Annotated in this window: 20 protein-coding genes; 9 read left to right on the top strand and 11 right to left on the bottom strand. The window is 57.6% G+C overall.

Annotation, left to right across the window (positions count from 1 at the left end; genetic code table 11):
- Positions 1 to 22: 22 nt before the first annotated feature.
- Positions 23 to 1,768: an NADH-dependent [FeFe] hydrogenase, group A6 gene (locus Q0J81_RS00795; protein ID WP_294445489.1), complete on the top strand. Its 1,746-nt coding sequence runs from the start codon at positions 23 to 25 to the stop codon at positions 1,766 to 1,768.
- A gap of 139 nt (positions 1,769 to 1,907) precedes the next feature.
- Positions 1,908 to 2,303: a hypothetical protein gene (locus tag Q0J81_RS00800; protein ID WP_294445491.1), complete on the top strand. Its 396-nt coding sequence runs from the start codon at positions 1,908 to 1,910 to the stop codon at positions 2,301 to 2,303.
- Between the two features lie 175 nt (positions 2,304 to 2,478).
- Here Q0J81_RS00800 and Q0J81_RS00805 read toward each other — a convergent pair whose 3' ends face one another.
- A complete protein-coding gene (locus Q0J81_RS00805) occupies positions 2,479 to 2,613 on the bottom strand; it encodes a hypothetical protein (RefSeq protein ID WP_294445492.1) in 135 nt (44 codons plus the stop codon).
- A 349-nt stretch (positions 2,614 to 2,962) separates the two neighbouring features.
- Between Q0J81_RS00805 and rlmD the strand changes: the two genes are divergently transcribed.
- A complete protein-coding gene (rlmD, locus tag Q0J81_RS00810; RefSeq protein WP_294445493.1) occupies positions 2,963 to 4,453 on the top strand; it encodes a 23S rRNA (uracil(1939)-C(5))-methyltransferase RlmD in 1,491 nt (496 codons plus the stop codon).
- Positions 4,454 to 4,489: 36 nt separating this feature from the next.
- Here the strand turns inward: rlmD and Q0J81_RS00815 are convergent, their stop codons facing one another.
- The gene (locus tag Q0J81_RS00815) at positions 4,490 to 7,060 is read right to left on the bottom strand and encodes an EAL domain-containing protein (RefSeq protein WP_294445494.1); all 2,571 of its coding nucleotides are present in this window, start codon (positions 7,058 to 7,060) and stop codon (positions 4,490 to 4,492) included.
- 583 nt (positions 7,061 to 7,643) lie between these two features.
- On the opposite strand from Q0J81_RS00815, the gene Q0J81_RS00820 reads away from it, so the two are divergent.
- The 3 genes from Q0J81_RS00820 to Q0J81_RS00830 all read left to right on the top strand — a co-directional run bounded on the left by Q0J81_RS00820 (position 7,644) and on the right by Q0J81_RS00830 (position 11,045).
- Positions 7,644 to 7,919 carry a metal-sensing transcriptional repressor gene (locus Q0J81_RS00820; protein ID WP_346665985.1) on the top strand — a complete coding sequence of 92 codons (276 nt, stop codon included), beginning with the start codon at positions 7,644 to 7,646 and terminating at the stop codon, positions 7,917 to 7,919.
- A 296-nt stretch (positions 7,920 to 8,215) separates the two neighbouring features.
- Positions 8,216 to 10,075, top strand: a complete 1,860-nt coding sequence (locus Q0J81_RS00825) for a cation-translocating P-type ATPase (protein WP_294445496.1) — start codon at positions 8,216 to 8,218, stop codon at positions 10,073 to 10,075.
- 109 nt (positions 10,076 to 10,184) lie between these two features.
- Positions 10,185 to 11,045: a YitT family protein gene (locus Q0J81_RS00830; protein WP_294445498.1), complete on the top strand. Its 861-nt coding sequence runs from the start codon at positions 10,185 to 10,187 to the stop codon at positions 11,043 to 11,045.
- Between the two features lie 389 nt (positions 11,046 to 11,434).
- Here the strand turns inward: Q0J81_RS00830 and Q0J81_RS00835 are convergent, their stop codons facing one another.
- The gene (locus tag Q0J81_RS00835; RefSeq protein WP_294445499.1) at positions 11,435 to 11,974 is read right to left on the bottom strand and encodes a GNAT family N-acetyltransferase; all 540 of its coding nucleotides are present in this window, start codon (positions 11,972 to 11,974) and stop codon (positions 11,435 to 11,437) included.
- Between the two features lie 290 nt (positions 11,975 to 12,264).
- On the opposite strand from Q0J81_RS00835, the gene Q0J81_RS00840 reads away from it, so the two are divergent.
- Positions 12,265 to 12,804, top strand: a complete 540-nt coding sequence (locus tag Q0J81_RS00840; RefSeq protein WP_294445500.1) for an HPP family protein — start codon at positions 12,265 to 12,267, stop codon at positions 12,802 to 12,804.
- Positions 12,805 to 13,088: 284 nt separating this feature from the next.
- The gene (locus tag Q0J81_RS00845; RefSeq protein ID WP_294445501.1) at positions 13,089 to 14,600 is read left to right on the top strand and encodes an amidase family protein; all 1,512 of its coding nucleotides are present in this window, start codon (positions 13,089 to 13,091) and stop codon (positions 14,598 to 14,600) included.
- Between the two features lie 127 nt (positions 14,601 to 14,727).
- On the opposite strand, the gene Q0J81_RS00850 is transcribed toward Q0J81_RS00845, so the two are convergent.
- The 8 genes from Q0J81_RS00850 to Q0J81_RS00885 form a co-directional block, all read right to left on the bottom strand.
- Positions 14,728 to 15,441 (bottom strand): MIP/aquaporin family protein, encoded by a 714-nt coding sequence (locus Q0J81_RS00850; protein WP_294445502.1) that lies wholly within the window; start codon positions 15,439 to 15,441, stop codon positions 14,728 to 14,730.
- 210 nt (positions 15,442 to 15,651) lie between these two features.
- Positions 15,652 to 17,151 carry a glycerol kinase GlpK gene (gene glpK, locus Q0J81_RS00855; protein ID WP_294445503.1) on the bottom strand — a complete coding sequence of 500 codons (1,500 nt, stop codon included), beginning with the start codon at positions 17,149 to 17,151 and terminating at the stop codon, positions 15,652 to 15,654.
- A 390-nt stretch (positions 17,152 to 17,541) separates the two neighbouring features.
- Entirely contained in the window at positions 17,542 to 18,291 is a 750-nt protein-coding gene (locus tag Q0J81_RS00860; protein WP_294445504.1) for an amino acid ABC transporter ATP-binding protein, read from the bottom strand.
- Positions 18,275 to 19,063, bottom strand: coding sequence for an amino acid ABC transporter permease (locus Q0J81_RS00865; RefSeq protein WP_294445510.1), 789 nt, complete (start codon positions 19,061 to 19,063; stop codon positions 18,275 to 18,277). The genes Q0J81_RS00860 and Q0J81_RS00865 overlap by 17 nt, the downstream gene beginning before the upstream one ends.
- A gap of 80 nt (positions 19,064 to 19,143) precedes the next feature.
- Complete coding sequence (locus tag Q0J81_RS00870) at positions 19,144 to 19,881, bottom strand: basic amino acid ABC transporter substrate-binding protein (RefSeq protein WP_294445505.1); 738 nt, start codon at positions 19,879 to 19,881, stop codon at positions 19,144 to 19,146.
- A 488-nt stretch (positions 19,882 to 20,369) separates the two neighbouring features.
- Positions 20,370 to 21,764 (bottom strand): NADPH-dependent glutamate synthase, encoded by a 1,395-nt coding sequence (gene gltA / locus Q0J81_RS00875; protein WP_294445506.1) that lies wholly within the window; start codon positions 21,762 to 21,764, stop codon positions 20,370 to 20,372.
- Positions 21,765 to 21,766: 2 nt separating this feature from the next.
- Positions 21,767 to 22,630, bottom strand: coding sequence for a sulfide/dihydroorotate dehydrogenase-like FAD/NAD-binding protein (locus tag Q0J81_RS00880; protein ID WP_294445507.1), 864 nt, complete (start codon positions 22,628 to 22,630; stop codon positions 21,767 to 21,769).
- 266 nt (positions 22,631 to 22,896) lie between these two features.
- Positions 22,897 to 23,628, bottom strand: coding sequence for a carbonic anhydrase (locus tag Q0J81_RS00885; RefSeq protein WP_294445508.1), 732 nt, complete (start codon positions 23,626 to 23,628; stop codon positions 22,897 to 22,899).
- Between the two features lie 298 nt (positions 23,629 to 23,926).
- On the opposite strand from Q0J81_RS00885, the gene Q0J81_RS00890 reads away from it, so the two are divergent.
- The gene (locus tag Q0J81_RS00890) at positions 23,927 to 24,943 is read left to right on the top strand and encodes a TerC family protein (protein ID WP_294445509.1); all 1,017 of its coding nucleotides are present in this window, start codon (positions 23,927 to 23,929) and stop codon (positions 24,941 to 24,943) included.
- Positions 24,944 to 25,903 lie beyond the last annotated feature (960 nt).

Raw genomic sequence — 25,903 nt, forward strand, 5'->3', positions numbered from 1 at the left:
CCCGACTTCGAGGAGAATCATCATGAGTGATACCGTTACTCTGACTATAGACGGCCAGAAAGTGACCGCCCCTGCGGATGCCACCATACTGGAAGCCGCAAAACTTGTCGGCATCAACATTCCTACGCTCTGCTACCATCCTCTGCTGCGCCCCGAAGGCTCCTGCCGCGTGTGCGTGTGCAAGGTCACGAAGGCCCGTTCCTTCATTCCTGCCTGCATCGCCAAGGTGAGCGAAGGCATGGAAGTGTTCACCAACGATCCCGAAGTGCTGGAATCGCGCAAGAACATCGTGGAACTTCTGCTCGCCAACCATCCCAAGGACTGCCTTGCCTGCTCGCGTTCCGGCAACTGCGAACTGCAGCGCGTGGCCAACGATCTGGGCATCCGCCGCGTCCGCTACGAATACAACCGTCCTGAAATGGAAAAGGACGAAAGCAATCCCTGCATCATGCGCGATCCGTCAAAGTGCATTCTCTGCGGTCGCTGCGTGCGCATGTGCGCCGAAGTGCAGGGCGTGAGCATTTATTCCTTCGCCTATCGCGGTCTCAACGCCCGCGTGACTCCGGCCTTCAACCTCGGTCTCGGTGAAGTATCCTGCACCTTCTGCGGACAGTGCCGCAAGGTGTGCCCCACGGGCGCCATCACGCTCAAAAGCGACATTGAACGTGCCTGGCAGGCGCTGCGCGATCCGGAAAAGATCGTCATGGTGCAGACGGCGCCCTCCGTGCGCGTGGCCATCAGCGAACCCTTCGGCGGCAAGCCCGGCGACATCGCCACCGGTCAGATGGTCAGTGCTCTGCGTCGTCTCGGTTTCGACAAGGTGTTCGACACCAACTGGTCGGCCGACCTCACCATCATGGAAGAAGGGCATGAGCTCATCGAGCGTGTAAAGAACGGAGGCACGCTTCCCATGATCACGAGCTGCTCGCCCGGCTGGATCAACTTCATCGAGCTCTATTATCCCGACCTGCTTCCGCATCTGTCCACGGCCAAGAGCCCGCAGTCCATGTTCGGCGCCATGCTCAAGACCTACTATGCCCAGAAGCAGGGCATTGATCCTTCCAAGATCGTGTCCGTGTCCATCATGCCCTGCACCGCCAAGAAGTTTGAGGCCGCGCGTCGCGAACTTTCAGCCAGCGGCTTTGCCGACACCGACATCGTGCTCACCACCACCGAACTCGCCCAGATGATCAAGGAAGCCAACATCAGCTTCTTCGCTCTGCCGGAAGAGGAATTCGATCCCATCATGGGCGAAGGTTCCGGCGCAGGCAACATCTTCGGCGCCACCGGCGGCGTGATGGAAGCCGCCATGCGCACCGCCTACAAGGTGATTACCGGCGAGGAGATGGAGCCCATCGAACTCGACGCCGTGCGCGGCATGGAAGGCATACGCGAGGCCGAAGTGAACTTCAACGGCATGCTTACGCTGAAGGTGGCCGTGGCCCACGGTCTGGCCAACGCCCGCAAGATCTGCGACCTGATCCGCGAAGGCAATCCCCACGGCTGGCACTTCATTGAAATCATGGCCTGCCCCGGCGGCTGCATCAACGGCGGCGGTCAGCCCATCAACCTCAATGCCGACACTCCCCGTCTGCGCATTGAGGCTCTGTACCGCAACGACCGCAACCTGCCCGTGCGCAGAAGCCACGACAACCCCGAAATTCAGGCTCTGTATCAGGACTTCCTCGGCGAGCCCAACAGTCACAAGGCCCACGAACTTCTGCACACCCACTACTATGAGCAGTACCGGTCCTGCCGCAGCAAATAGGCCGACGCTCTGACCTCCAGGCGCTCCGGACGTTTTTGTCCGGAGCGCTTTTTTTCAGGCAGGCTTTGACTTTTCCTTCTCTTGCCGCCAATATGAAGCCCCGCACCGGCAACATTCCGGCTCAATCTGTGGAGGACATATGTCTGAAAATCGCTTTCTCTCCGAAATGTTCAACATACAGCCCCCGAACTGGGGTCTTCGCGGCGACCCGTATCTGTGGGAAGACATGAAAATGGCCTTTGCCGACACGCCCTTTCCCTACAGCTCCCACGAGCTCGTCGTGGACATTCACCGCATCTTCAAGGAAAAGACCGGCGAAGAACTCACCAACACCGCCCGTCCCTTTGTGGAGGCCTATGCCCACGGCGGCGCATCCTCGGGCAAGGTGTCCGGCAGGTTCTGGCTCATGACGGCCATCCCGCTGCTGCTCGCCCTGCGCGACGTGGCGGAAAACAACATGGAAGAATTCGACAAGATTCTGGCCGAAGGCACGGCCCGCTTCGCCCTGCGCAGCCACCCCTGCACCCCGCAGTGATGCCAGCGAGGGGCCTTCGGCGCCATCCCTCGCCCCTGGGCGGAACATCTGACGACACGATGGCAAAAAGCCCGGCCGTCGGGCGCAGTTTCGGCATCAGCCGCCGCGCGACACGAAAGAAAAAGGCGTCTCCCTTCTCGAAGGGAGACGCCTTTTTCCTGTGGTGATGACAGTATCAGTGAACGTGCTCGCCGCGTCTGACGCGATAGATGATGGCGCAGATCATGACGATGAAATAAATGAAGATGCAGCCCACGCCCACGAAGCCCTGAGGGGTGGAGTGCATGGCGCTGGTGATGAGTTCTCCCATACGTGTGCTCCTCGAAAAGTCTGGACGGCCTTCCGACCTGTATGCCGGAATCAGTTTTTACCTTCTCCCAAGCCCGGCAAAAAGTCAAGGAGCCCCGCCGGAACGACTTGATGTCACGTCAACTTCCCTTTGTGCTCCGCAGACGGTGCAGACACGCGCTCCGCCTTCATTCCAAGGCACGGAGCCTGCCTCATCACAACGGCGACTGAACATATACTGCTCTCAGAGCTCCGGCCTCTGCCTTGACACGAACGAAGGTCGAGGGCTTTCCGCCTCCCCCGGAGTTCCGGCTTTTGCCTTTCCGCTTCCGCCCTGCTATGATGCCTCATCACGCTTCAGGAGCACCCCCATGGAATACGACAGAAACGACACGCTGGAAATAGATCTGCACGGCCTTTCTCCCGACGGCAGAACCGTGGGGCGCACTTCTGAGGGCATGACCGTCTTCGTCCGTGGCGGACTTCCCGGGGAGCGCGTTCTTGTCCGCCTGAACCATGTCAAAAAACGCATGGCCGAAGCCGAGCTTGTCCGCGTGCTGAAGCCGTCTTCCGATGAGCGTCCCGCGCCGTGCGTTCATGCCGAAGACTGCGGCGGCTGTCCCTGGCAGAGACTGCCCGGCGACCGGCAACTTGCGTGGAAAGAGCGCATCGTGCAGGATGCCCTGCGTCGTCTGGGACGGCTGGAGCTGCCGGAAGGCGTGATTCGTCCGGCTCTCGGCGTCGGTGACAAGGCGGAGTGGGGCTACCGAAACAAAATGGAATTCGCCTTTGCCCAGGACGAAAACGGCAGCACTCGACTCGGTCTGCGGGCCCGTTCGTCGCGCGCCGTCACGGAAGTCACGCAGTGTCTGCTTCAGACGCCACGCACCATGGCGGTGCTGGAAGAGATGCGCGGACTGTGCAGACGCTTCGGCCTGCGCGCCGCGCCATCCGGCAGAAATACCAGGGAGCGAACGCCGAAGAAAAAAACGTTCAGCAGCTCGGTACGCCCCAGCGACATTCTGCGTTTCGTCGTCATCCGCGAGCCCCGTGCCGGGGGATGCCTTGTGGAACTCATCACTCTGCCTTCGCCTCAGGAGACTGCGAACGTCAGAAAGCTCGGCGAAGCGCTCATGGACGCCGGACTCGGCGTGACGGGCTTCGTGCACAGCATACGTACGGATGAAGCCGACGTAGCCTACGGCGAAAACACCGCATTCTCGCTGGGCGAGGCGGGCCTTTCCGAAACGCTGCATCTTCAGGGCCGCGACGTCACCTTCACGCTCGATCACAATTCCTTTTTCCAGGTAAACAGCGCGGCGGCCGAACTGCTTTACAACACGGCCGCAGAACTTGCCTCGACCCTGTTTTCCGGCGAAGACGACCTCTGGGGTCAGGAGTGCTGGGACATCTACTGCGGCGCAGGGGGACTTGCGCTGACCATGAGCCCGCATTTTTCCCGCGTGTTCGGCATGGAAAGCGTGGCTCAGGCCGTGGAACTGGCATCCGCCAATGCAAAAAAACTTAAGGAATCCACAAAGTTCCACTTTGTATGCGGCGACGCTGCACGGCTTGAGAGCATTTTCCGCGAAAGAGGCGTGCCCGACCTCGTCGTCACCGATCCGCCGCGCGCAGGCATGGACGAGCGCACCGTGCAGGCACTGCTCAAACACCGCCCTCCGCGTCTCGTGCTCGTGTCCTGCAATCCCGCCACTCTTGCCCGCGACCTTGCCCTGCTCTCCCAGGCATATGACATACACGCCGTGCAGCCCGTGGATCTCTTCCCACAGACGCCGCACATTGAGACCATAGCCGCACTGTCGCTCGCTGCGCAGAACACTGAAAGGCCCCGCAAGGCGTAGGAAGGCACGTTCCGCACCTTCACAACAACGCACTCGTCACGCGTCGCTTCTCGCCTGACGTTCCCTGCGTTCGCGCTGAAAACGTACCACGAGAAAGCTCGCCAGCACGCGCACCTGCGTGTCGTCCTCTATGGCATAGCGGGGATTGTCCACACCTATGAACCCGACCACCCGACCGTCCTCCATGAGCGGAACGGCTATCAGACGCTGTATGTCCTGCCTTGAGAGCATTTCCCACTCAAGAGGCGATACGGCCTTCAGAGGCTCCTTGTTGTAAATAATGACGGACTTGTCCTTCAGAAAAAGGCTCATCCATCGGCTCATCGCTTCCGGGGGCACCTGCTGAAGCCCATCCTTCTGAGACGTGATGCCTGAAGCGCACCACTCGAAGGTATTGTCCCAGAACTCCGGCTTCCGGGGGGAAGGTTCAAACAGATAGGCCCGGTCCGCCCGGTAGAACTCGCCCACGGATGCAAGCACCAGATCCACGGCCCGGCTCCAGTCATTCTGTTTGTGCAGCACTTCCACATACCCGGTGATACGCCTTGCGAAATCAAGACGGGCCTGCGACTTCTGGCTGACGTACTCCCGCCTCGTAATATCCATGGACACCTCAAAATGCAACGTTCTGTCCCCTATGTCCAGGAGCTTTCCCTTCTGAAGAAAGTGTCTGCCGCAATAGCTGTTCCAGTTCTCCCATATATAAAAGGAATCATGTCGCAGCAACGCGTGGGGGCAGAACCCGCAGGGCGCATCGAGTCCTCTCATGACCTCGTGACACTTCCGTCCCCGGTAGTCCCGGATGCCGAACATCCTCTGCCCCGCCGCGTTGAGATAATATATTTCATGCGTCTGAATGTCGCACAGAGAAATGATGTCCTCGGTCTTTTCCAGTATCGCGTGCTCCAGAGCAAAACTTTCCGAAGAAAGATACGGCTGCACGGTCTGCCTGAGATCCTTCTGACCGTCCGTCTCACTGTGGTGCGGAAGATACGTTTTTTTCACGACAAAGTCATCGGACGCAACGGGACGGGCAAAAAAGTATCCCTGATACACGTCAGGATGAAGAGGCTCAAGAACAGCAAGCTCTTCCGCCGTTTCCACGCCTTCGCAGCAGACCCGTATCTGACCGCTCGCGGCAAGCTCGATGATATTGGACAAAAGCCGCAGATTATAGGCGCTGTGCTGTATGCCTCTGATAAAGCAGCGGTCTATCTTTATTTCGTCTATGGACAGTTCCTTCAGCCAGCTCAGGCTGGAATAGCCCGTTCCGAAATCGTCCACGGAAACCTCTATGCCCTCCTCCTTCCAGGCGCTGAACACGGCGTTCAGATACGGGTAATTCTGAAGCTCCATGCCTTCCGTGACCTCAATGGTCAGGGCACTTCCCGGAAGTCCGCTTTCCCGGACGAGATTCAGCACTTCGGCCTGTACTTCGGGGTGTTCCAGTTGCCTGTAGGACATATTGACGCTGACGCGCATGCCGGGAATCATCCGCCTCCAGCGACGGCACTGCTCCAGTGCGCTCCGCATGGCCCAGAGTCCCACCGGAACGATCAGCCCGCTCTGCTCGAGAATGGGAATGCATTCCGCAGGAGAAACGACTCCTCTGCGGGAAGACCTGAAGCGAAGCAGCGCTTCCGCACCGAAGAGCTCAAACGTCTCGGAACGCACCTGCGCCTGATATACAAGGAAAAAGCCCGAAAAGTCTCTCTTTACGGCAGCCTCCAGCTCCTCGAGCAGCTCAAGGGTCTCAAGTTTCCGCTCATAGTCCTCCGGAGTAAAGAAGTTCAGCCGTTTTTTCCCCGCCATCTTGGCGGACTCCAGCGAGCTTTCGGCGTACTGCAAAAGCATGTCGCTTTCCGGGACCTGATACGTCTGCAATGGTACGCATCCGCCGGAAATAGTGCACTCTCCTTCTATTTTCTTTTGAACGGCATGGAAATACGCCTCCACGTCTTCTCTGTCCGTCTCCGGCAACAGCACGCAGAAACTGCTTCCGTTGATTCTGCGCGGGTGCGGAAAGCAGGGAGCCGTATCGCTCATGGCTTCCCTGAGCTCCTCAAGCAGGCCGTTACCGAACTCACGTCCGTATTTCAGATTGATGCGGCTCAGGTCATCCACATTGACCATAAGCAGATGGCCTGTTTTCCCCTGATGATGGGCCAGGCTCAGTTCTTTCAGCAAAAGAGCCTGCTGAACGTTTTCTCCGACCTGTTTCCGAACGTTTTGCACGGACAGATTTCCCAGAAAAAACAATGCGTTGCCGCAGTCGTCGAAATAACACTTTCCTCTGCTGCTGACCCAGATGAGCTGTCCGTCACGATTCCTGATTCTATAGTTAAAATGATAGTTCTGCCGATCTTTTTTAAACACGCTTCCGACATAGCGCTCCAGCCTGACACGATCCGCAGGATATATCGCCTGATACCATTCTTCCAGAGTGCAACTAGGATACGTCACGTCCTTCGTCATCTTCCGGATGTTGTCGGAAAAATAAAAAAGTTTCTCTTTGAAGAAATAACACTGGTAGCACTCGCCTGTGCTGTCACCGAAGTGATTCAGCATTTTCTGGCGAAGCTCCCTGTTCTTCCAAATAACGTCCATCAGCTCTTCTCTCCGTCATGAATATTCGAATCCGCGGCATTTTTCTCTGTTCTGTTGTATCAAGGAGGCATACGTATCTTTCATATTTTTTAGCATAAATATTTTTTTTACCCTACATCAGACAATCTCGCCAGACAAGAAGAAACACTCCCTGAAAAAACGTGGCTCTGTTCATGCCGTCGGCACTAAAAACACATTTTCTCCTCCTTCTGCTGTTCTGCATCAAAAATATGCCGGTACAGGCCGCTTGCCCCTGGCCGCCTGTCTTTCCCTCCATAACACGACTGAAGAGAGTCCTTGCTGAGCATCTTTGTCGGCGCTATGATGAAAAAGTTCTTCCGGCAGCACGCTGGCTCATGCTGTGCTCTTCCGTCGAATGCCGTCCCCACACGACTCGGACTGTCTCCCTTCGGCGCAAAAGTGGACAGGCATTGCAGGCACAACGCCGGGGTTTCTCCTGCCGGAAACGCCGTTCCGATGAAGAGCGACGATGTTCCGCTCATCTCCTGCCGCCTGTGTCGTCTCGTCCGGGACGCCCGGCAGAATCCGTCCTCCCCACAAACCACGATTTCGAGGTACCCGTATGAGACAATGCATGGATTCCGAAAATCTGCACCGCCGCCTCAAAAAAATCATAGGACAGGTACAGGCCATCGACCGCATGATCGATGAAGACATTCCCTGCGAAGACGTGCTTGCCCAGATAAACGCCGCCAAGTCCGCCCTGCACAAGGCCGGTCAGGTTGTGCTCGAAGGACACATACGCCACTGCGTTCGCGACGGCATAGAGCACGGCGACGCCGACCAGACCATAGCCAGCTTCACCAAGGCCGTGGAACGCTTCGCCAACATGAACTGACCACGTTCCGGCACATCCGTCCGGCACGCCGCATTCGTCTTCTGTTTTTCCAAAAGGCCCGTATCTGCCGCACTGCGAGCCATGCCTGCGACAGACACAGCAGGGCCCCGAAAAACTTCCGTCCCCTGTTTTTCAAATTCTCTGTCTGCCTTTCCCCTGCATTTTCATGTTCTCCCCGTCGCTTGCGACGCGCTTGCCGACGGTCCGGCTCTTTCCCTCACGCCGTTGCGATCTTCCTTGACAAACCTATACCCCTATAGGTATATTGCACTCATGATTCCAGCAAGGAGAACCGCATGACCAAGACGGACCTTGTGTCGCTCTGGCACGATTTCAAAACGGATCTTATCAGTCTCATCATTTCCGGCATCGCGCTGCTCTTCAGCATGATCATGCCCGAGGCCTTTCCCGTCGATCCCGCCTGGATCGCCATTGTGCTCTGCGGCGTGCCCATCGTGAAGGAAGCCGTCGTCGGCCTCGTCACGGACTTCGACATCAAGGCGGACGTTCTGGTGGCCACGGCACTCGTCGCTTCCGTCATTATCGGCGAAGATTTTGCCGCCGGCGAAGTCGCCTTCATCATGCAGCTCGGCGCACTTCTGGAAGAAGTCACTACGGCGCGGGCCCGCGCAGGCATTGAAAAGCTGGTCCGGCTCAGCCCTCAGACCGCCCGCGTGCTCAGGGACGGCAAAGAAATCATGACGCCCGCAGAAAACGTGCTCGAAGGCGACAGGCTGCGCGTTCTTCCCGGCGAGACCGTTCCCGCGGACGGCATCGTCATTGCAGGCATAAGTTCCGTAGATCAGGCGCTGCTCACCGGAGAATCCCTGCCCGTGGACAAGGCCGAAGGAGACGAGGTATACAGCGGAACCGTAAATTGCTACGGAACCTTCGACATGCGGGCTACAAAAGGCGGTAAGGACGGATCCATTCAGCGCATGATCCGGCTTGTGCAGTCCGCGGATGCAGGCAAGGCCAAAGTCGTGCGACTTGCCGACCGCTGGGCCACGTGGATTGTTGCAGGCGCCTTTTCCGCCGCGCTTGCTACATGGCTTGTCACCGGAGAAATCATACGCGCCGTCACCATTCTCGTGGTCTTCTGCCCCTGCTCGCTCGTGCTGGCCACTCCTACGGCCATTGTGGCGGCCATAGGCAATCTTACCAGACACGGCATGCTCGTGCGCGAAGGCGACGCGCTGGAACGCCTTGCCGATGTGAACATATGCGCCTTCGACAAAACAGGTACGCTCACCATGGGCATGCCCGCCGTGCACGCCGTCCAAAGTCTGCGTGACGACATGACGCCCGCCGATCTGTTCCGCATGGTCGCAGCGGTAGAACAGCGTTCGGAACACCCGCTCGGACGTGCCGTGGTGCGGGGATTTCAGACAGCGCATGACACGCCGCTTCCCGAAGCTGAGGAGTTCCGCATGATTCCGGGACGCGGCGTGCGTGCTCTGATAGAAGGAAGCGACGTACTGGCAGGCAACGCCGCCTTCCTCACGGAACAGGGAGCTGCCCCTTCCGACCTGGCGCTGAAGACTGCCGAAAACTTCGTAACCGAAGGCTGTACCGTCATATGGCTGGCCGTGAACGGCGACGCTGCGGGCTTCATTGCCCTTTCCGACACGGTGCGTCCCGAGGCCGAAGCCACAGTGCAGGCTCTGAAAACCGCGCATATCACGCCCGTGCTGCTCACCGGAGACCATGAAAACGCCGCACGCCATATAGCCGAAGAACTGAGCATACGCGAATGGCACGCCGAATGCCTTCCCGAAGCCAAAATGCGCTTCATGGAGGAACATGACCGCGTCTGCATGATCGGCGACGGCATCAACGACGCCCCGGCCCTGAAAAAAGCACGCGTGGGCGTGGCCATGGGCGGCATCGGCAGCGACATCGCCGTGGATGCCGCCGACATCGTGCTCGTCCGCGACGGCATAGGCGAAGTGCCCCACGCCGTTCGTCTTTCCCGACGCATGATGCAGGCCATACGCTTCAATCTCGCCTTTTCCATGACGCTGAACTTCGCCGCCATCATTCTGGCCGCTCTGGGGATGCTTACCCCCGTGACGGGCGCGCTTGTCCACAACGCCGGCTCCGTTGCCGTCATTCTCCATTCGGCACTGCTTCTGAAATGGGAATTTCGAGGCTGAAATATCTTGTATTTTCTTCAGAAAAGAGGCCCTTCGCGGGCCTCTTGCTATTTTTTCAGGAACCCGTAAAGAAGACTCATAGACCATCACCTTTCATTCAGGGGTTCCCATGCTCTTCAGCTGGAAAGACGACTCAAAAACCATTCTTGTCGTATGCCTGGCGTCACTGCTCATGGCGCTCAACATCAACACCTTCGTACAGACCGGCGGTCTTTATCCCGGAGGAGCTACCGGTCTCACCATTCTCATTCAGCGCCTCGCGGAACGCTTCCTGAACTTTCATCTGTCTTTCGCCGTGGTCAACTTTCTGCTCAACATGATCCCTATCTACATAGGGTTCCGTTACATCGGCAAAAAGTTCACCCTGTATTCGTGCCTGATGATCGTGCTTACCGGCATACTCACCGACATCATCCCTTCCTGCATCATCACCTACGACACGCTCCTCATCAGCATTTTCGGCGGCATCATCAACGGCTTTTCCATCAGCCTGTGTCTGCGCATGGACACCACGAGCGGCGGTACGGACTTCATCGCCATCTACCTTTCTCAAAAAAAGGGTATCGACGCCTGGAACATCGTCCTCTATTTCAACGTCGTCCTTCTTGTCGTGGCCGGCTTTTCCTTCGGCTGGGACAAGGCGCTCTACTCCATCATCTTCCAGTACACCACCACGCAGGTAGTGCACACGCTCTACAAGCGTTATCAGAAAAAGACGCTCTTCATCGTTACTGACAACCCGCAAAAGGTGTGCGAAGTCATTTACGCCACATCGCGACACGGCGCGACCATACTCAGGGGTGAAGGCTCCTTCCATCTCAAAGAGCGCAGTCTCGTCTATTCAGTCGTTTCCAGCGACGAGAGTAAAAAAGTCGTGCATGCCGTGCGCGAAGTCGATCCTCATTCCTTCATCAACACGGTAAAAACTCAGGAGCTCAAGGGACTTTTCTATCAGCGTCCCACCTTGTAACGCCGGCAACGGCATATTGCCGAGGCCGTATGCGCCCGTCGTTCAGTCATTGCAGGGGTTCCCTTACGCATGGCATACCGACTGAAAAGCCGGTCAGTGCGCAAGGGAACCCTTTTCATCAGGAACGGCTTCAGATTCATGAAAAACACCGCAGAACAAAGGGCTCCTGTCCGGCAGACAGCAGCTGAACGCGTCCGTCATCTGCTCCCGAAATTGCGCCGCACGAACCTGCACTCTCACGGACGGCTGCCTTGTTCACAGGCAAGACGTCGCTTCCCCGGGGCCCTCTTTCCGTCTGACGGAACATACCTTTTCCGCTCCTGAAATGACCACGTTTCCGTCATCGGCTGAAAAAAAGCTTCGGACTGAACGCTCCGCTCCGAGGAACGTCAGCGCATGACCTTCCGAAAAAGAAAATACTCATCCATGCCGGGCAGGGGAAGCCCGTTCCGGCACAGAGGAACCACAAGGTCGGAATCCCGATGACGGGCACTGAAGAACTCAACGACGTGAAAACCGCATTTGTTCACGTAAAAATGAATGTTCCTCTTTTCAAAGTACGGCGTCACCGTTTCCCATACTTTTGTCTGCGGATACATGGCTTCCAGCGCCCGCCATGCCGCCAGGCCCAGGCCTCTGCCGTGACAGGACGGAGAAAGGAAGAACAGATCAAGCACATTATGCCCACCTGTCTCATCAATGCGCACCACCGCGCCGCCCACGCGCGTCGATCCCTGAACAACGTGCCATACCGCCGCGCCGGGGGCACTGAACGAGGCCTGCACATCCTCATCCGACGGAACAGGTCCGTAATCACTTCTTCCGAAAGTCTCCTGAATGGCAGGAGCAAAAGCCTCCTGCACCGCCAGCATCACATCCCGCAAATCCTCCGGGCATGCCTTCACCAGTCGAACCATCACGTCGGCCATCGAGCTTTCTCCTCATGAATACCCAGACTGCATGAGGGCTAAGGCAAAGTCAAACCAGCCTGAAAAGCTCCCGAAAAAACGGGACAGTTCGCTGAACCGTCAGCCCGTAGGCAGCTCCGGCAATCAGCATGTTGTCGGGATCCCGCTTTTCCTGTCATGACTCCGACGCCTATCGGAAAAACAGATTCTTCAACGAAAAACGCCCGTTCTGTGTCTGCAGACACAGTCATTCCGGCGTGTTTCCCATAATGGTTCTTCACGCCGGAAACTCTTCCGGCACGGGAGAACTCATGACCAACGTACTGAAAAAAATGCGCGGCGGAGGAAAAACGCCGCCGCGGACCTGCATGAAGGAAATTCTTCTCTCCTGGCTGGGAAGCTGCATTTCCATCGCCCTCATCGCCCTGATTGAGCGACACGTGACCAGAAGCACCGGATTTCCTCTGCTCATCGGCTCCTTCGGAGCGTCGGCCGTGCTGGCCTTCGGAGCCATCCAAAGCCCGCTGGCGCAGCCGCGCAATCTGGTGGGCGGACACTTCGTTTCCGCGCTCACGGGCGTCACCATTTGCATGATCTTTCCTGATTCAGTCTGGCTCGCCTCCTGTCTTGCCGTGTCCACGGCCATTGCCGTCATGCTCATGACCGGCACGCTCCATCCGCCCGGAGGCGCCACTGCCCTCATCGCCGTCACCGGAGGAGAGGGCATCAGGCAGCTCGGTTACTGGTACGCCCTTGTGCCGTGTCTGACCGGCGCCTGTCTTATGCTTCTCGTCGCGCTCATCGTCAACAACATTCCCCATTCACGCCGCTATCCCCTCTACTGGTGGTGACGTCCGTCATCCCCTCTGTAAAGGAACGCTCCTTCAGGAACGTTCCTTTTCTGTTCTCACGAGCCGGCGTCAGAACAGTATTGTTATTCTCCTTATTCCGGCTCCGACTCCCGAGAACCGCCCCCCCTTTGAAAAAACGTCTTTTGCGGGCAATATGAAAACGTACCGGCAAACATTTCTACGCCATACGTCAATGTCTGCAATTTCATATTGTTACAGCAAGCGGCATGCCATTTGCATAAAAAGGAACGTCTTTTCGCGAGTGACGGGAAAAAGGATTTCTCATGAACAAGGAATTATTATCTTCTTCCGATGTGTTTGAAAAAGGCATACCGGAACTTGAATCCATGATGCAGAACGGTACTCTGACATCCGAAGCGCTGGTACGGTATTACCTGAGGCGCATCAAAGTATACGACGGCTGCCTCAACGCCATGATAACCGTCAACCCGACCGCGATTGAAGAAGCGCGGCGCAAGGATGCTGAACGGGCCGCAGGCGGCCCCGTCGGACCGCTGCACGGCATTCCCCTCGTGCTCAAGGACAACTTCGACACAAAAGACATGAAAACGACAAGCGGAGCTCTTGCCTTCAGGGAGCTTCAGCCGAAACGGGACGCTTTTACCGTACGCAGGCTCCGCGAGGCGGGAGCCGTCATTCTGGGCAAAACCAATCTCACGGAACTGGCCAATCACGGCATGACCATCAGTTCTCTGGGTGGGCAGACGCTCAACCCCTACGATCTTACGCGCACGCCGGGAGGCTCCTCCGGCGGCACGGGAGCGGCCGTAGCGGCCAACTTTGCCGCGGCCGGAACCGGTTCGGACACGGTCAACTCCATCCGCTCGCCCTCAAGCGCCAACAGTCTGGTAGGCATACGTCCCACACGAGGACTGGTGAGCCGCACCGGCATTTCGCCCTGTTCCGACCTTCAGGATCAGGGCGGCCCCATAGCCCGCAGCGTCACCGATGCGGCTCTGCTGCTCGGCGTCATGGCAGGCTTTGATCCTGCCGATGCCAGTACCGCCCCCATGAAGGACAAAACAATTCCCGACTACACGAACGCCCTCAGGAACGACGCCCTGCGAGGCAGAAAACTGGCGCTTCTGACCACCAATCTCGGCAGCGACCCGGACGTTCTGCACATCATGGCGGCCGCCGTTCGAGACTTTGAAGCGCTGGGGGCCAGCGTAACCCGCGTGGACATTCCAGAACTCCGGATTTCGGATCTCCTCAAAAACAACGACGTGCAGCGCTGGGAACAGAGCATGAGCCTGAACCGGTACCTGAAGGAGCTCGGCGACGCCGCTCCCGTCAGGGATATCAGGGAATATGTGGCCACAGGCCTCATCACGCCCTCCGTTGCTCTGGACCTGGAGCAGAAGGCCGGGGAAATCAATCCTGCAGACAATCCGGAATACAGAGCACGCCTTGAAAAAAACGCACGGCTGCATGAGCTCGTCGTCTCGTTCATGACCGAACACGACATAGACGCCTTTCTCTATCCTCTCCAGTCCATACTTGTGGTGCACACAAACGACGCCCGCGGTCAGGCCGGACGCAACGGACTCATGGCCTCCGTCATGGGATTGCCCGCCATCACACTGCCCGGCGGTTTTTCCGCCGTCACGCCCACCGCGCCGCTCGGCGTACCCATAGGTGTGGAACTCATGGGGCTGCCGTTCAGCGAAGAGACGCTCATCGGCATGGGCTACGCCTACGAGCAGGCCACCCGGCACCGCAGACCACCTGCGGCCTTTCCAGATCTGGACTTCTCTTCCGTTTCCGCAGGCTGACATTTGCGAAATCGCCTTCAGCCAGGCGCCTTTTCAAGACAAAAGGAGCCGGCCCTTCCGGGCCGGCTCCCGCACTCTTCAGGCCGCAGGAAAACGCGGTCGGCTCGTTCCCCTGTACCCGAAGAAATTACTTCATCCAGGGAAGTATATTGTAAAGACAGACGGCAATGAGACCGCCGACCAGGGGACCGACCAGGGTCACGATGGCGTAATCCCAGTGAGAGCTTCCCTTACCCCGTATGGGAAGAATGGTATGGGCCAGACGGGGACCCCAGTCACGGGCAGGATTGATGGCATATCCGGTCAGGCCACCAAGGCTCATGCCGATGGACACGATGATGCCGAACACCAGAATGTAGTTCACGCCGCCGGGCATGTTGGGGACCTGATTCAGACCGAGAATGGCAAAGACGAGAACGAAAGTGCCGATGATTTCGCTGAGGAAGTTGCGGAAACGGTTGGGCACGGCGGGCGACGTGCAGAACACGCCGCGCTTGATGTTGGGATCATCGGTGGCGTCAAACTGATCCTTGAACAGGGCATACACAAGGCATGCGCCGACGAAAGCACCTGCCATCTGCGCGATGCAGTAGCCGGGAACCATGCCCCAGCTGAAGTAGCCGCCTGCGGCAAGCGCGATGGTCAGCGCAGGATTGAAATGAGCGCCGGAAGCCGCGCCGAAAGTGAACGCGGGGAGCATGACGGCCAGACCCCAGGCAAAGGTAATCTGAACAGCTCCGGCTCCCTTCATGCCGGACCGGTTCAAATTGACGTTGGCAACAACGCCGTCGCCGAGAAGAATCAAAATCATAGTTCCGAAAAATTCAGCAAGATAAGGCATATAGACTGCTCACACGATATGTTTTCTTCAGATGAACGGGGGAAGGCTCATCCCTTTCTGAACATAAGGGATGAGCCTCTCTGCCTTGACCATAGGGCGAATACCAAGACCCGCCCCGCTTTTGATCTTCCCACGACGGATTCCTTCTGGAATCCGTCGTGGGAAGAATGCGGTCGTTATGCTTGCAAAAGGCGTGCGTTCTGAAAAGGATTAGTCTTCTTCGCGGGCCCAGCTGTAGGCACACTTCACGGCTCTCTTCCAGCCGCGGACCTTCTTGTCACGCTCCACACGGGTAATCTTGGGTCCGAACACCTTGTCGCTGGCCCAGTTGCGGATGACGTCTTCCTTGTTCTTCCAGTAGCCGACGGCCAGACCGGCCAGATAAGCCGCGCCCATGGCCGTGGTTTCCACGCAGACAGGACGATTGACGGGGGCCTGGTTGATGTCGGCCTGCATCTGCATGAGAAGGTTGTTCGCAGAAGCGCCGCCGTCCACCTTGAGAGACGTCATCTTGATGCCGGAATCGGCTTCCATGGCGCCGAGAACTTCGTAAGTCTGATAGGCCAGAGATTCCAGCGTGGCGCGGATGATGTGATAACGGTTCACGCCGCGGGTAAGGCCCACGATGGCGCCGCGGGCATAGGGATCCCAGTGAGGTGCACCGAGACCGGTAAAGGCGGGAACCACATAGCAGCCGTTGGTGTCCTGCACCTTCTTGGCAAAGTATTCGGAGTCGGAAGCAGCATCCAGCACGCGAAGCTGATCGCGCAGCCACTGAATGGCGGAACCGGCCACGAATATGGAACCTTCGAGCGCATAGTTCACCTTGCCGTCCAGTCCCCAGGCGATGGTAGTCACAAGACCGTTCTTGGAGAAAATGGGCTTCTCGCCGGTGTTCATGAGCATGAAGCAGCCGGTACCGTAGGTGTTCTTGGCCTCGCCGGGCTCAAAGCAGGTCTGCCCGAAGAGAGCTGCCTGCTGATCGCCGGCAGCGCCTGCAATGGGAATGACGCCGCCGAACAGTTCCTGCACGGTTTCTCCGTACACACAGCTGGAGGGACGAGCCTCGGGCAGCATGCACGCGGGAATGCCCATCTCAGCCATGATCTCTTCATCCCACTTCAGATCCACGATGTTGAAGAGCATGGTGCGGGCAGCATTGGAATAGTCGGTAATATGCACCTTGCCGCCGGTGAGCTTCCAGATGAGCCAGGTTTCCACAGTACCGAACAGGAGCTGACCGGCTTCGGCCTTTTCCCTGGCTCCGGGCACGTTCTCCAGAATCCAGCGGATTTTCGTGCCGGAAAAATACGGGTCAATGACCAGACCGGTCTTGGCCCGGAAAGATTCGGTAAGGCCTTTGGCGCGCAGACTGTCGCAGTATTCGGCCGTGCGACGATCCTGCCATACGATGGCGTGGTGGATGGGCTCCCCGGTTTCTCTGTCCCACACTATGGTGGTCTCGCGCTGGTTGGTAATGCCTATGGCGGCAATGTCCTCAGCCGTGGCGTCTATCTTTGCCAGAGCCTCGGCCGCCACGGCGTACTGGGTGAGCCATATTTCCATGGCGTCGTGTTCCACCCAGCCGGGCTGGGGGAAATACTGGGTAAACTCTTTCTGTGCGACGCTGCAGGCCTCTCCTTTCTCGTTGAACAGAATGCAGCGATTGGATGTCGTGCCCGCATCCAGTGCCATCACATACTTGGACATGACCAAAATCCTCCTTTCCGATACTGCGCGGCCAAAGCGGGAGCCTTCATTTCATGATATGCAAAAAAATGTCAGAAATATATGAAAGTTTCTGTCATTCTTTATAAAAATCATGTAATAAAAACCGGTTGTCACAACCGGTCAGCCATGCTCCGCGCTTCCCGTCCTTCAATTGTTAGTGTTATCTCTATAATACATATATTTCATGAAAATGGCAATAAATTAACGATTGTGACATTCCTTCATATACGCGAAACGTATGCATACTTCACTACCGCAAAGAGAGAAAAACAAAATATGTTCGACAGATATACAGTTATCACAACAAGAAACATATAATAAAGGCCTCTTCCGGAAGGAAGAGGCCTTTATCTGCGACTGAAAGGATTGTTACAGCACCTGATTCAAGAACTGCTGAAGTCTGGGGTGTTTCGGATGCTCGTAGATGTCCTCAGGGGATCCGACTTCAAGGATCTGCCCCTTGTCCATGAACACCACCACATCGGCCACGGTGCGGGCAAAGCCCATTTCGTGGGTAACGCATATCATGGTCATGCCGTCGCGGGCGAGATTCACCATGACATCGAGCACTTCGCCCACCATTTCGGGATCAAGCGCCGACGTGGGCTCGTCGAAAAGCATGAGCTCCGGCTGCATGGCGAGAGCCCTGGCAATGGCCACGCGCTGCTGCTGTCCGCCGGAAAGCATGGAAGGGTACACATTGGCCTTGTCGCTGATGCCCACCTTGTTCAGAAGCTTGAGCGCCAGTTCCTCAGCCTCTTTTCTGGGCATTCCGCGCAGCCTGCAAGGAGCCATGGTGAGATTCTGCAGCACGGTCTTATGAGGGAACAGATTGAACTGCTGGAACACCATGCCCAGGTTCTGGCGTATCTTGTTGATGTCGTTCTTCGGATCGTTGACGTCGATACCGTCCACGGAGATAAGCCCGCTGTTGATTTCCTCAAGTCTGTTGATGGAACGCAGAAGCGTGGACTTGCCGGAGCCTGACGGCCCGATGATGACGACGCGCTGGCCCTGATAGACGTGCAGAGAGACATCCTGCAGAGCCGGAAGCTCTCCGAAGAATTTCCACACGTGTTCGATGCGGATGATGGGTTCCGCATTACTTGCGTTTGTCATAGTAATTCAGCCTGGATTCCAGAATGCTGACCGCCTTGGAAAGCAGCAGCGTAATGATGAGGTAAATCAGAGCGATGACGGTATAGGTCTCAAAGTACAGATAGCTCTTTGCGGCAAAGCTGCGGCCGAACTGCATGAGATCGGGCATGGCCATTACGGATACCAGCGAAGTATCCTTGAGCATGGCTATGCACTCGTTGCCCACAGGCGGCACAATGGTACGCAGAGCCTGCGGCAGTACCACGAGCAGCATGGTCTGCACCTTGTTGAAGCCCAGAGAACGGGAAGCCTCAATCTGTCCCTTGGGAACAGCCATGATGCCGGCACGGAAAACCTCGCCCATGTAGGCACCGTAACAGAAGCTGATGGCAATGACCGCCGACGTGAGACCGCTTACCTGCAGGAATTTGGCCAATGCATAGTAAATGTAGAAAATCTGCACCAGCAGCGGAATGCCGCGTATGACTTCCACATAAGTCGACGCCACCAGATTGATGATGCGGTTGTGCGAAAGCCGCCCGAGACCGGTGAGGAGACCGAGGGGAATGGCACAGATGATGGAAAGGACGGTCACCTCAAACGTGACGACAAGGCCGCCCGGCAGGAAGCGGAGGATTTCCAGATACGGATCGGGCCAGACGGTGCACAGCACGGTCAGCACAACCACCGCACCCACCAGAGACAGGGACCAGGCGTTGACGAGGCTCCCCTTCTCGGAATCGGGCAGCACGAGGCCGCCCGCCGGTACTTCTATCTTTCCCTCCGGTGCCATACCGGCCGGAAGACCGTTTTCTTCATTCTCACGCATGGTTCACGATATCCTGAAACTGAAAGTGACGGTCTCTCGCAAGACTACTCGCCCAGCCACTTCTGGATGAGCTTGGCTTCAATACCCTTGGCGCGCACGGCTTCAATGCCCTTATTCAGGCGTTCCACCAGATCCTTGCGATCCTTTCTCACCACAAAGCCGAAGGATTCCGTGGCTTCGGTGCGGAAGGCCACGGTCAGCTGATCGGAAAAACCTTCCTTCTGGTTGGCATAGTAAAGGGCCACGGGAGAATCGCAGACCACGGCGTCGATGCGTTCATTGAGCAGATCCTGCATGGCGAGACCCACGTTCTCATATTCCCGTATCGTCATGTCCACGCCGCTCTTCTGCGCCACGAAAACGCCGGTAGTACCTATCTGGCCGCCGATTACCTTGCCTTTGAGGTCGGCAAAGCCGGAGGCGGAGTTTCCCTTGCGCAGCACCACAATCTGCTGCACGTCATAGTAGGGAACCGTGAAGGCGTAGGCTCTCTGACGTTCCGGAGTGATGGTCACGGCGGAAGCAATGACATCGTAGTTGCCCGCGGCAATACCGGCAAAAATGCCGTCCCAGGCCGTCATCTTGAATTCTGCTTCCATGCCGGCTTCGGCGGCAACGGCCTTGAACATGTCCACGTCGTAGCCGACGATGTTCCTGTTGTCATCGAGAAATTCCATGGGCGGCCATTCGGGATTGGTGGCGACCACAAGCTTTTCCGCAGCCATAGCGGAGGAGCAGAGCAGAGCGGGCAGCAGAAGAGCACACAGAAGACGACGAATCATGGAGACTCCTTGCGGGGCAAAAGGTACAGAAAAAAGGCTGAATGCTCAGCCTGCCTCATGTTCCTGCCGGTTTGCGTTCTGAATACGCCTGCCGCCGGCACGGGAATCAAACATATAATCCGTGTCACTATGAAGGAAGCGAGGGCAACCTGTCAAGGAAACGCCCTGCTCCGCCTTCGTATCATCACGACCGAAATTGCCGGATACCATGCCCTCTCCTTGCAGCCCTCCCTTCCCGAAATCTTGCTGTTCAAAAAGGAGAACATCCCGGATTAATGTTCTTTTTTTCCTTCTTCACCGTGGCGATCCACATCTTTTTCCCAGCAAAACGCTGCCTTTTGCCGCCCTTCCGTACGCAGAAAAAACAATACAAAAAAGTTTTGTCGACCGGACGACGTTCCAGCCAGAAAACGTTCGTTTGATGACGACGAAGAAGGCCGCCCGGCCTGACGGCAGGGCGGCCTTCCGCAGTTTTCGGAAAAAGACGATTATTCCAGACCCATCTTGCGGGCGATGCTCTGGGCGGCACGACGGCCCGCGCCCATGGCCAGAATGACGGTGGCCGCACCGGTCACGATGTCGCCGCCGGCGTAGACATTGGGAATGGAAGTCTCGCCGTTTTCATCCACGGCGATGTAGCCGCGTTCCGAGAGCTTGAGGCCGGGGGTGCAGTCCAGCATGAGCGGGTTGGAACGCGTACCAAGCGCCACGATGGCAAGATCGGTTTCCTGAATGAAGTTCTCGCCTTCCACGGGACGGGGACGGCGACGACCGGAAGCATCGGGCTCACCGAGTTCCATGCGCTGCAGTTCCACGCCGGTAAGACGGTTTTCCTCATCCGTGAGAAAACGCAGAGGCGCGGCCAGCTCGATAAGCTTCACGCCCTCTTCGAGCGCGTGTTCGATTTCCTCACCGCGGGCAGGCATTTCCGCACGGGTGCGGCGGTACACGATATGCACGCTTTCCGCGCCGAGACGAAGCGCCGTGCGGGCGGCGTCCATGGCCACGTTGCCCGCACCGAACACGGTGACATGTCTGCCGGGAGCCACAGGCGTATCATAGTCCGGGAAGGCATAGGCGCGACCAAGGTTCACTCGGGTGAGATACTCGTTGGCTGAAGACACACCGATGCAGTTTTCCCCGGGCACACCGAGAAAATGCGGCAGGCCTGCGCCCACGCCGATAAACACGGCGTCATAGCCGTCCTTGAGCAGTCCGTCCACGGTGACGGTGCGGCCGCCCACGTAGTTCAGACGAATGTCTACGCCCATGGAACGCAGAGCGTCCAGCTCATGGGCCACGACGTCCTTGGGCAGGCGGAAGGCAGGAATGCCGTAGATGAGCACGCCGCCGGCCTCGTGCAGCCCTTCAAACATGGTGACATCCACGCCGAGACGGGCAAGATAGCCGGCGCAGGTGACCGAGGAGGGGCCGGAACCTATGCAGGCCACGCGACGACCGGTCTTCTTGATTTCGGGAGCCTTTTCGGCAGAGGCATGGTCGGCCACGAAGCGCTCCAAGCGACCGATGGCCACAGGCTGCCCCTTTTTGCCGAGAATGCACTTGCCCTCGCACTGCTTCTCCTGCGGGCACACGCGACCGCACACGGCGGGAAGGCTGCTGGACTTATGGATGATGCGACTCGCCTCGTCGATGTCTCCCTTCACCACTTCGGCAATGAAGTCGGGAATGGCGATGTCCACAGGACAGCCGGTACGGCACAGGGGCTTTTTGCACTGAAGGCAGCGGGTGGCTTCTTCATGAGCCATTTCAGCCGTATACCCGAGGGCGACTTCCTTGAAGTTTCTGATGCGTTCCTCGGGAGCCTGGCAGGGCATATCATGACGGGGAATCTTTGCCCCGCGGGTGACTTCCTGACTCATGATCAGGCCTCCTTCTTTTCAAAACAGTTGCAGCGATGATGTTCGCGGACTACGGTCTCCTGAGAACGGAAGGAACCGAGACGGCTGCGCAGCTCGGCAAAGTCCACCTTGTGGCCGTCGAACTCGGGGCCGTCCACACAGGTGAACTTCATTTCTCCGCCCACGGTCACGCGACACGCGCCGCACATGCCAAGGCCGTCCACCATGAGCGAGTTCAGGCTCACGGTCGTAGGCACGCCATAGCCCCGGGTCAGCTCGGAGACTGCCTGCATCATGGGCACGGGACCCACGGCCACGACTTCGGCAATGTTGCCGCCCTCGCTGTCGAGGCGGCCCTTCACAAGATCGGTCACTATGCCTTTCTGTCCTTCGGAACCGTCGTCAGTGGACACAAGCACCTCGTCGCAGAACAGGGAAAGTTCCTTCTCAAAAAGCAGAAGATCCTTGTTGCGCGCTCCGATGCAGGCAATGACGTAGTTGCCCGCCTCATGGTGCCCCTTGGCGATGTGATGCATGGCAGCCACGCCCGTGCCGCCGCCCACACAGATGACCTTTTTCGGCGCTTCAAAACGCTGAATGTGGGTGGCGCGACCGAGAGGTCCGCAAACGTCGTGGATGAACTGGCCTTCTTCCAGTTCCTCAAGCATCTGAGTGGAACGACCGAGCACCAGATACACGATGGTGATGGTGCCGTGTTCCTTGTCGGTATCGGCTATGGTCAGCGGGAAACGCTCGCCCTTTTCGTCCACGCGGAGAATGACGAAATGACCCGGGCGGGCCGTGGCAGCGATCTGCGGAGCGTCCAGCACAAGCTTGCTGGTGCGCCCGGGAATCAATCTTTCCTTATGCAGAATTTTAGTGGGCATAAAACCTCCATGCCTCCTTGTCGGAAAACAGCTTCGACACGCCGAAACAACGGGCGCAACATACCATGAGAGAGAAGCGGCAACCGTAAGCGTCGCCTTCCCAAGCCTTCGGAAAAAAAGATGCCCTTGTCGGAAAACGTTCCAAAGCCTTTCCCTCTATCCTTAGAAGCAAAAGCTCATAGCGTCAATGCCTCCCCATCTCTAAACTGGAAGCATTTCACCGACATTCTCCATAAAAAACAAGAGGAAAAGAAGAATGTGCCTGTTTATGCGCGGCGGAACAATCCCGTCTGTCCGACACGCGTTCCCCCAATATGGGGACGCCCCACCAGGGGACGAAATACCTGATGTGACGCGTCGTATTCCAGAAGCTCCCCGCTCTGCAGATCGAAATACCAGCCGTGCAACAGCAGTCTTCCTTCTTCCACGGCATCCTTCACCCAGGGAAACGTCAGAAGATTGTCCAGTGAAAGACGCACGTTCCAAAGCTCGCAGGCACGCGCCCTGTCGACAGGATCCGCTCCGGGCATGGCCTCATCCACCTTCTCCAGCGCATGCCTCGCCACGTCCACCCACGGCCCGATGAACTCGTCGCGCTCCTCGCCTTCCGCTCCGGCCACCAGGGCATGAATGCCGCCGCAGCAGGCGTGTCCCATGATGATGATGTCCTGAACGTTGAGATGCTTGACGGCATACTCGAGCGCCGCGCTCACGCCGTGCCGACCACCATCGGGAGCATATGGCGGTACGAGGTTGGCTACGTTGCGCACGACAAAGAGATCCCCGGGGCGGCAGTCCGTAAGAAGTACAGGGTCTACTCTGGAGTCGCAGCAGGCAATGACAAGTGCCAGCGGATTCTGACCATTCTTGAGCGACTGAAAAAGCTCTTCCTCCGGGTCATACCAGCGGCGCTGAAAGCGACGGAAGCCGGAGGTCAACCGAAGGACGAGCGGATGCTGATGTCCGGGGCGGTGTGTGCGGATGATGTGAAAAGACATGCGATCCTCGAAAAAAAAGAAGTCAAAAAATACAGGTGGAAGTGTAGCTTCCCCGTCCGTCGCAGGCAAGAGCGAAACAGCCCTCTTGACAGGGCCGGCGAGTTTTACTATTTAGTTGGGAACGCAAAGGGGAGTAACTGGGATCATGAGTCCCGGGCAATGTCAACAGCATGGAGCGTTCGCTTCTGGCATTGCCGTCAGCCCGTCTGATGAGTGAGACCTTGCGGCAATAGTAAGTTTATTGCCGGAAGGTCTTTTTTGTTTCTTCCGGCAGAAAAGGAAAACTCTGGAGGAATACATGTTCGGACACTCTTTGGTAGAAGTGGGCGTCTTTTCTCTGGTCATCATCACGTGCATGTGGATCGACCTTCGCTCCCACAACGACGACAAGCCCGTGACGGCCCGCAATGCGGCCATCTGGTCCGCCATCTGGATTTCGCTGGCCTTTGCCTTCGCCGGATACATCGGCTGGAACGAAGGCGCGGCGCAGATGCAGCTGTTCATCGCCGGCTATCTGCTTGAAGAATCTCTCTCCGTCGACAACCTCTTCGTCATGATGGCCATTTTCACGTCCTTCGGCATCAAGGACGCCTATCAGCACCGTGTGCTGTTCTACGGCATCCTCGGCGCCGTGATCATGCGCCTTCTCTTCGTGGCCGCAGGCAGCTCCCTCATAAAGATGTTCGGCCCCTACGCCCTGGCCGGTTTCGGCGTATTCGTGCTCTGGACGGCGTGGAAAATGTTCCAGTCCCTCGGCAAGGAAAACGACGAGGACATTGATTACTCCAAGCACTGGGCCGTGCGCTGGACGCAGAAGTTCATTCCCGTCTACACGCACCTGCACGGCCACGATTTCTTCGTGCGTACCGATGAAAACGGCCACGCCGTGGAAGCTCCCAAAAAGCATGTGGAAGGCAGCACCGTCACGCTGGCGGAAAAGCCCGTGGGCAAGATCATCTGGCGCGCCACGCCTCTGTTCCTCTGCCTGGTGGTCATAGAAATTTCCGACATCATGTTCGCCTTCGACTCCGTGCCCGCCGTGCTCGCCATCACGCCCGATCCCTTCATCGTGTATACGAGCAACATCTTTGCCATTCTCGGCCTGCGGTCCATGTTCTTCCTGCTCGCCGCCGCCAAGCGCTACCTGCGCCATCTCGAAAAGTCCGTCATCGCCATTCTGGCCTTCATCGGCGCCAAGATGCTGCTTGACGTCGCCGGCGTCATCCATCTGCCCGCCATGGTTTCCCTGAGCGTGGTGGTCGGCTTCCTCGCCCTCGGCATTCTCGCTTCCTTCCTCCCCGAAAAGAAGGCCTGAGCCTCTATCGGCAGACTATAATCAAGGGCGGCGTCCACAGGGCGCCGCCCTTTCCTTTTTCTGTGTCCCGTTCCATCTGCGCGTCAGACGCGACGTGGAAAGTAAAGAAGAAATGCCCACCGATACCGACAGGAGCTCTGTTCTGACTCTCAGGCCGTGGCCAGCCGTCATTACGTGGACCGAACTTTCCATGACGGACAACGCGCGGGAGCGGCTTAAAAGGAGTTGTCTCCGGTCCTCGTATCTCAGACAAGACGGAGAACTGAAATAGATTGAGCAATGATTACGCCGCCCGCTGATTCTGCGCCGCACGGGCGTGCCCCGCAGAAAGAGGAAAGGACCGATGTGCCTTCCCAGCAGGCTCTACCGGACTTTTTTCCAGCTCTCCAAGCTCTGCCCCGCATGACCGCAGTTCGTGCCGAAAACGACCGACGTTGCCTCCGGTTCCCGACCTCTTGGCGTGTTCGCGTTGTATAAGGCTACTTTCTGTGCGTCTCCACAGCGCTGTCGCCAGGAGCGCTCTGTCCTGTTTCTCTCTGTGTACGCTGCGTTCCTGCCCGCTGAAAAGGGCATGACATCGTATGAAGGTCGCCCAGGGAGCTCTGCACCGGCCATTCCCTGATCTTCCTCGGGCAGACGTCTCTTAACTCCTGAAGCAAGAACTCCCCCGTCTCGTCCTCCCCGCCCGTTCCGAGGTCTCACCGGCTTTCCCCAGCGCTGATTCAAATGGACGTGCCGCAGGCGTCTCTGCGGGCTTCTGATCTTCTTCTGCAAAGCCGGTGCAGTCAACGTCATGATGGAGCTCCCACATTTGCTCAGACTTTCTTCGACAAAACGAAATTTCTGTGCAAAGCGCAGCACTACTTTTTCCCGGACCCGGGGCAATGGGGCCCCACCGGCATAGCCGGTGGTTCCTCTTATGCGCCTGTAAGGCTTTCTTACCAGCCGCGCCCTAGCAGG

The sequence above is a fragment of the uncultured Mailhella sp. genome, assembly GCF_944324575.1.
Lineage (GTDB): Bacteria > Desulfobacterota > Desulfovibrionia > Desulfovibrionales > Desulfovibrionaceae > Mailhella.

What these genes read in the sequence shown, in the direction of transcription:
- Q0J81_RS00795 (WP_294445489.1), top strand. Translation starts at nt 23, where the DNA reads ATGAGTGATACCGTTACTCTGACTATAGACGGCCAGAAAGTGACCGCC.
- Q0J81_RS00800 (WP_294445491.1), top strand. Translation starts at nt 1,908, where the DNA reads ATGTCTGAAAATCGCTTTCTCTCCGAAATGTTCAACATACAGCCCCCG.
- Q0J81_RS00805 (WP_294445492.1), bottom strand. Translation starts at nt 2,613, where the DNA reads ATGGGAGAACTCATCACCAGCGCCATGCACTCCACCCCTCAGGGCTTC.
- rlmD (WP_294445493.1), top strand. Translation starts at nt 2,963, where the DNA reads ATGGAATACGACAGAAACGACACGCTGGAAATAGATCTGCACGGCCTT.
- Q0J81_RS00815 (WP_294445494.1), bottom strand. Translation starts at nt 7,060, where the DNA reads ATGGACGTTATTTGGAAGAACAGGGAGCTTCGCCAGAAAATGCTGAAT.
- Q0J81_RS00820 (WP_346665985.1), top strand. Translation starts at nt 7,644, where the DNA reads ATGAGACAATGCATGGATTCCGAAAATCTGCACCGCCGCCTCAAAAAA.
- Q0J81_RS00825 (WP_294445496.1), top strand. Translation starts at nt 8,216, where the DNA reads ATGACCAAGACGGACCTTGTGTCGCTCTGGCACGATTTCAAAACGGAT.
- Q0J81_RS00830 (WP_294445498.1), top strand. Translation starts at nt 10,185, where the DNA reads ATGCTCTTCAGCTGGAAAGACGACTCAAAAACCATTCTTGTCGTATGC.
- Q0J81_RS00835 (WP_294445499.1), bottom strand. Translation starts at nt 11,974, where the DNA reads ATGGCCGACGTGATGGTTCGACTGGTGAAGGCATGCCCGGAGGATTTG.
- Q0J81_RS00840 (WP_294445500.1), top strand. Translation starts at nt 12,265, where the DNA reads ATGACCAACGTACTGAAAAAAATGCGCGGCGGAGGAAAAACGCCGCCG.
- Q0J81_RS00845 (WP_294445501.1), top strand. Translation starts at nt 13,089, where the DNA reads ATGAACAAGGAATTATTATCTTCTTCCGATGTGTTTGAAAAAGGCATA.
- Q0J81_RS00850 (WP_294445502.1), bottom strand. Translation starts at nt 15,441, where the DNA reads ATGCCTTATCTTGCTGAATTTTTCGGAACTATGATTTTGATTCTTCTC.
- glpK (WP_294445503.1), bottom strand. Translation starts at nt 17,151, where the DNA reads ATGTCCAAGTATGTGATGGCACTGGATGCGGGCACGACATCCAATCGC.
- Q0J81_RS00860 (WP_294445504.1), bottom strand. Translation starts at nt 18,291, where the DNA reads ATGACAAACGCAAGTAATGCGGAACCCATCATCCGCATCGAACACGTG.
- Q0J81_RS00865 (WP_294445510.1), bottom strand. Translation starts at nt 19,063, where the DNA reads ATGGCACCGGAGGGAAAGATAGAAGTACCGGCGGGCGGCCTCGTGCTG.
- Q0J81_RS00870 (WP_294445505.1), bottom strand. Translation starts at nt 19,881, where the DNA reads ATGATTCGTCGTCTTCTGTGTGCTCTTCTGCTGCCCGCTCTGCTCTGC.
- gltA (WP_294445506.1), bottom strand. Translation starts at nt 21,764, where the DNA reads ATGAGTCAGGAAGTCACCCGCGGGGCAAAGATTCCCCGTCATGATATG.
- Q0J81_RS00880 (WP_294445507.1), bottom strand. Translation starts at nt 22,630, where the DNA reads ATGCCCACTAAAATTCTGCATAAGGAAAGATTGATTCCCGGGCGCACC.
- Q0J81_RS00885 (WP_294445508.1), bottom strand. Translation starts at nt 23,628, where the DNA reads ATGTCTTTTCACATCATCCGCACACACCGCCCCGGACATCAGCATCCG.
- Q0J81_RS00890 (WP_294445509.1), top strand. Translation starts at nt 23,927, where the DNA reads ATGTTCGGACACTCTTTGGTAGAAGTGGGCGTCTTTTCTCTGGTCATC.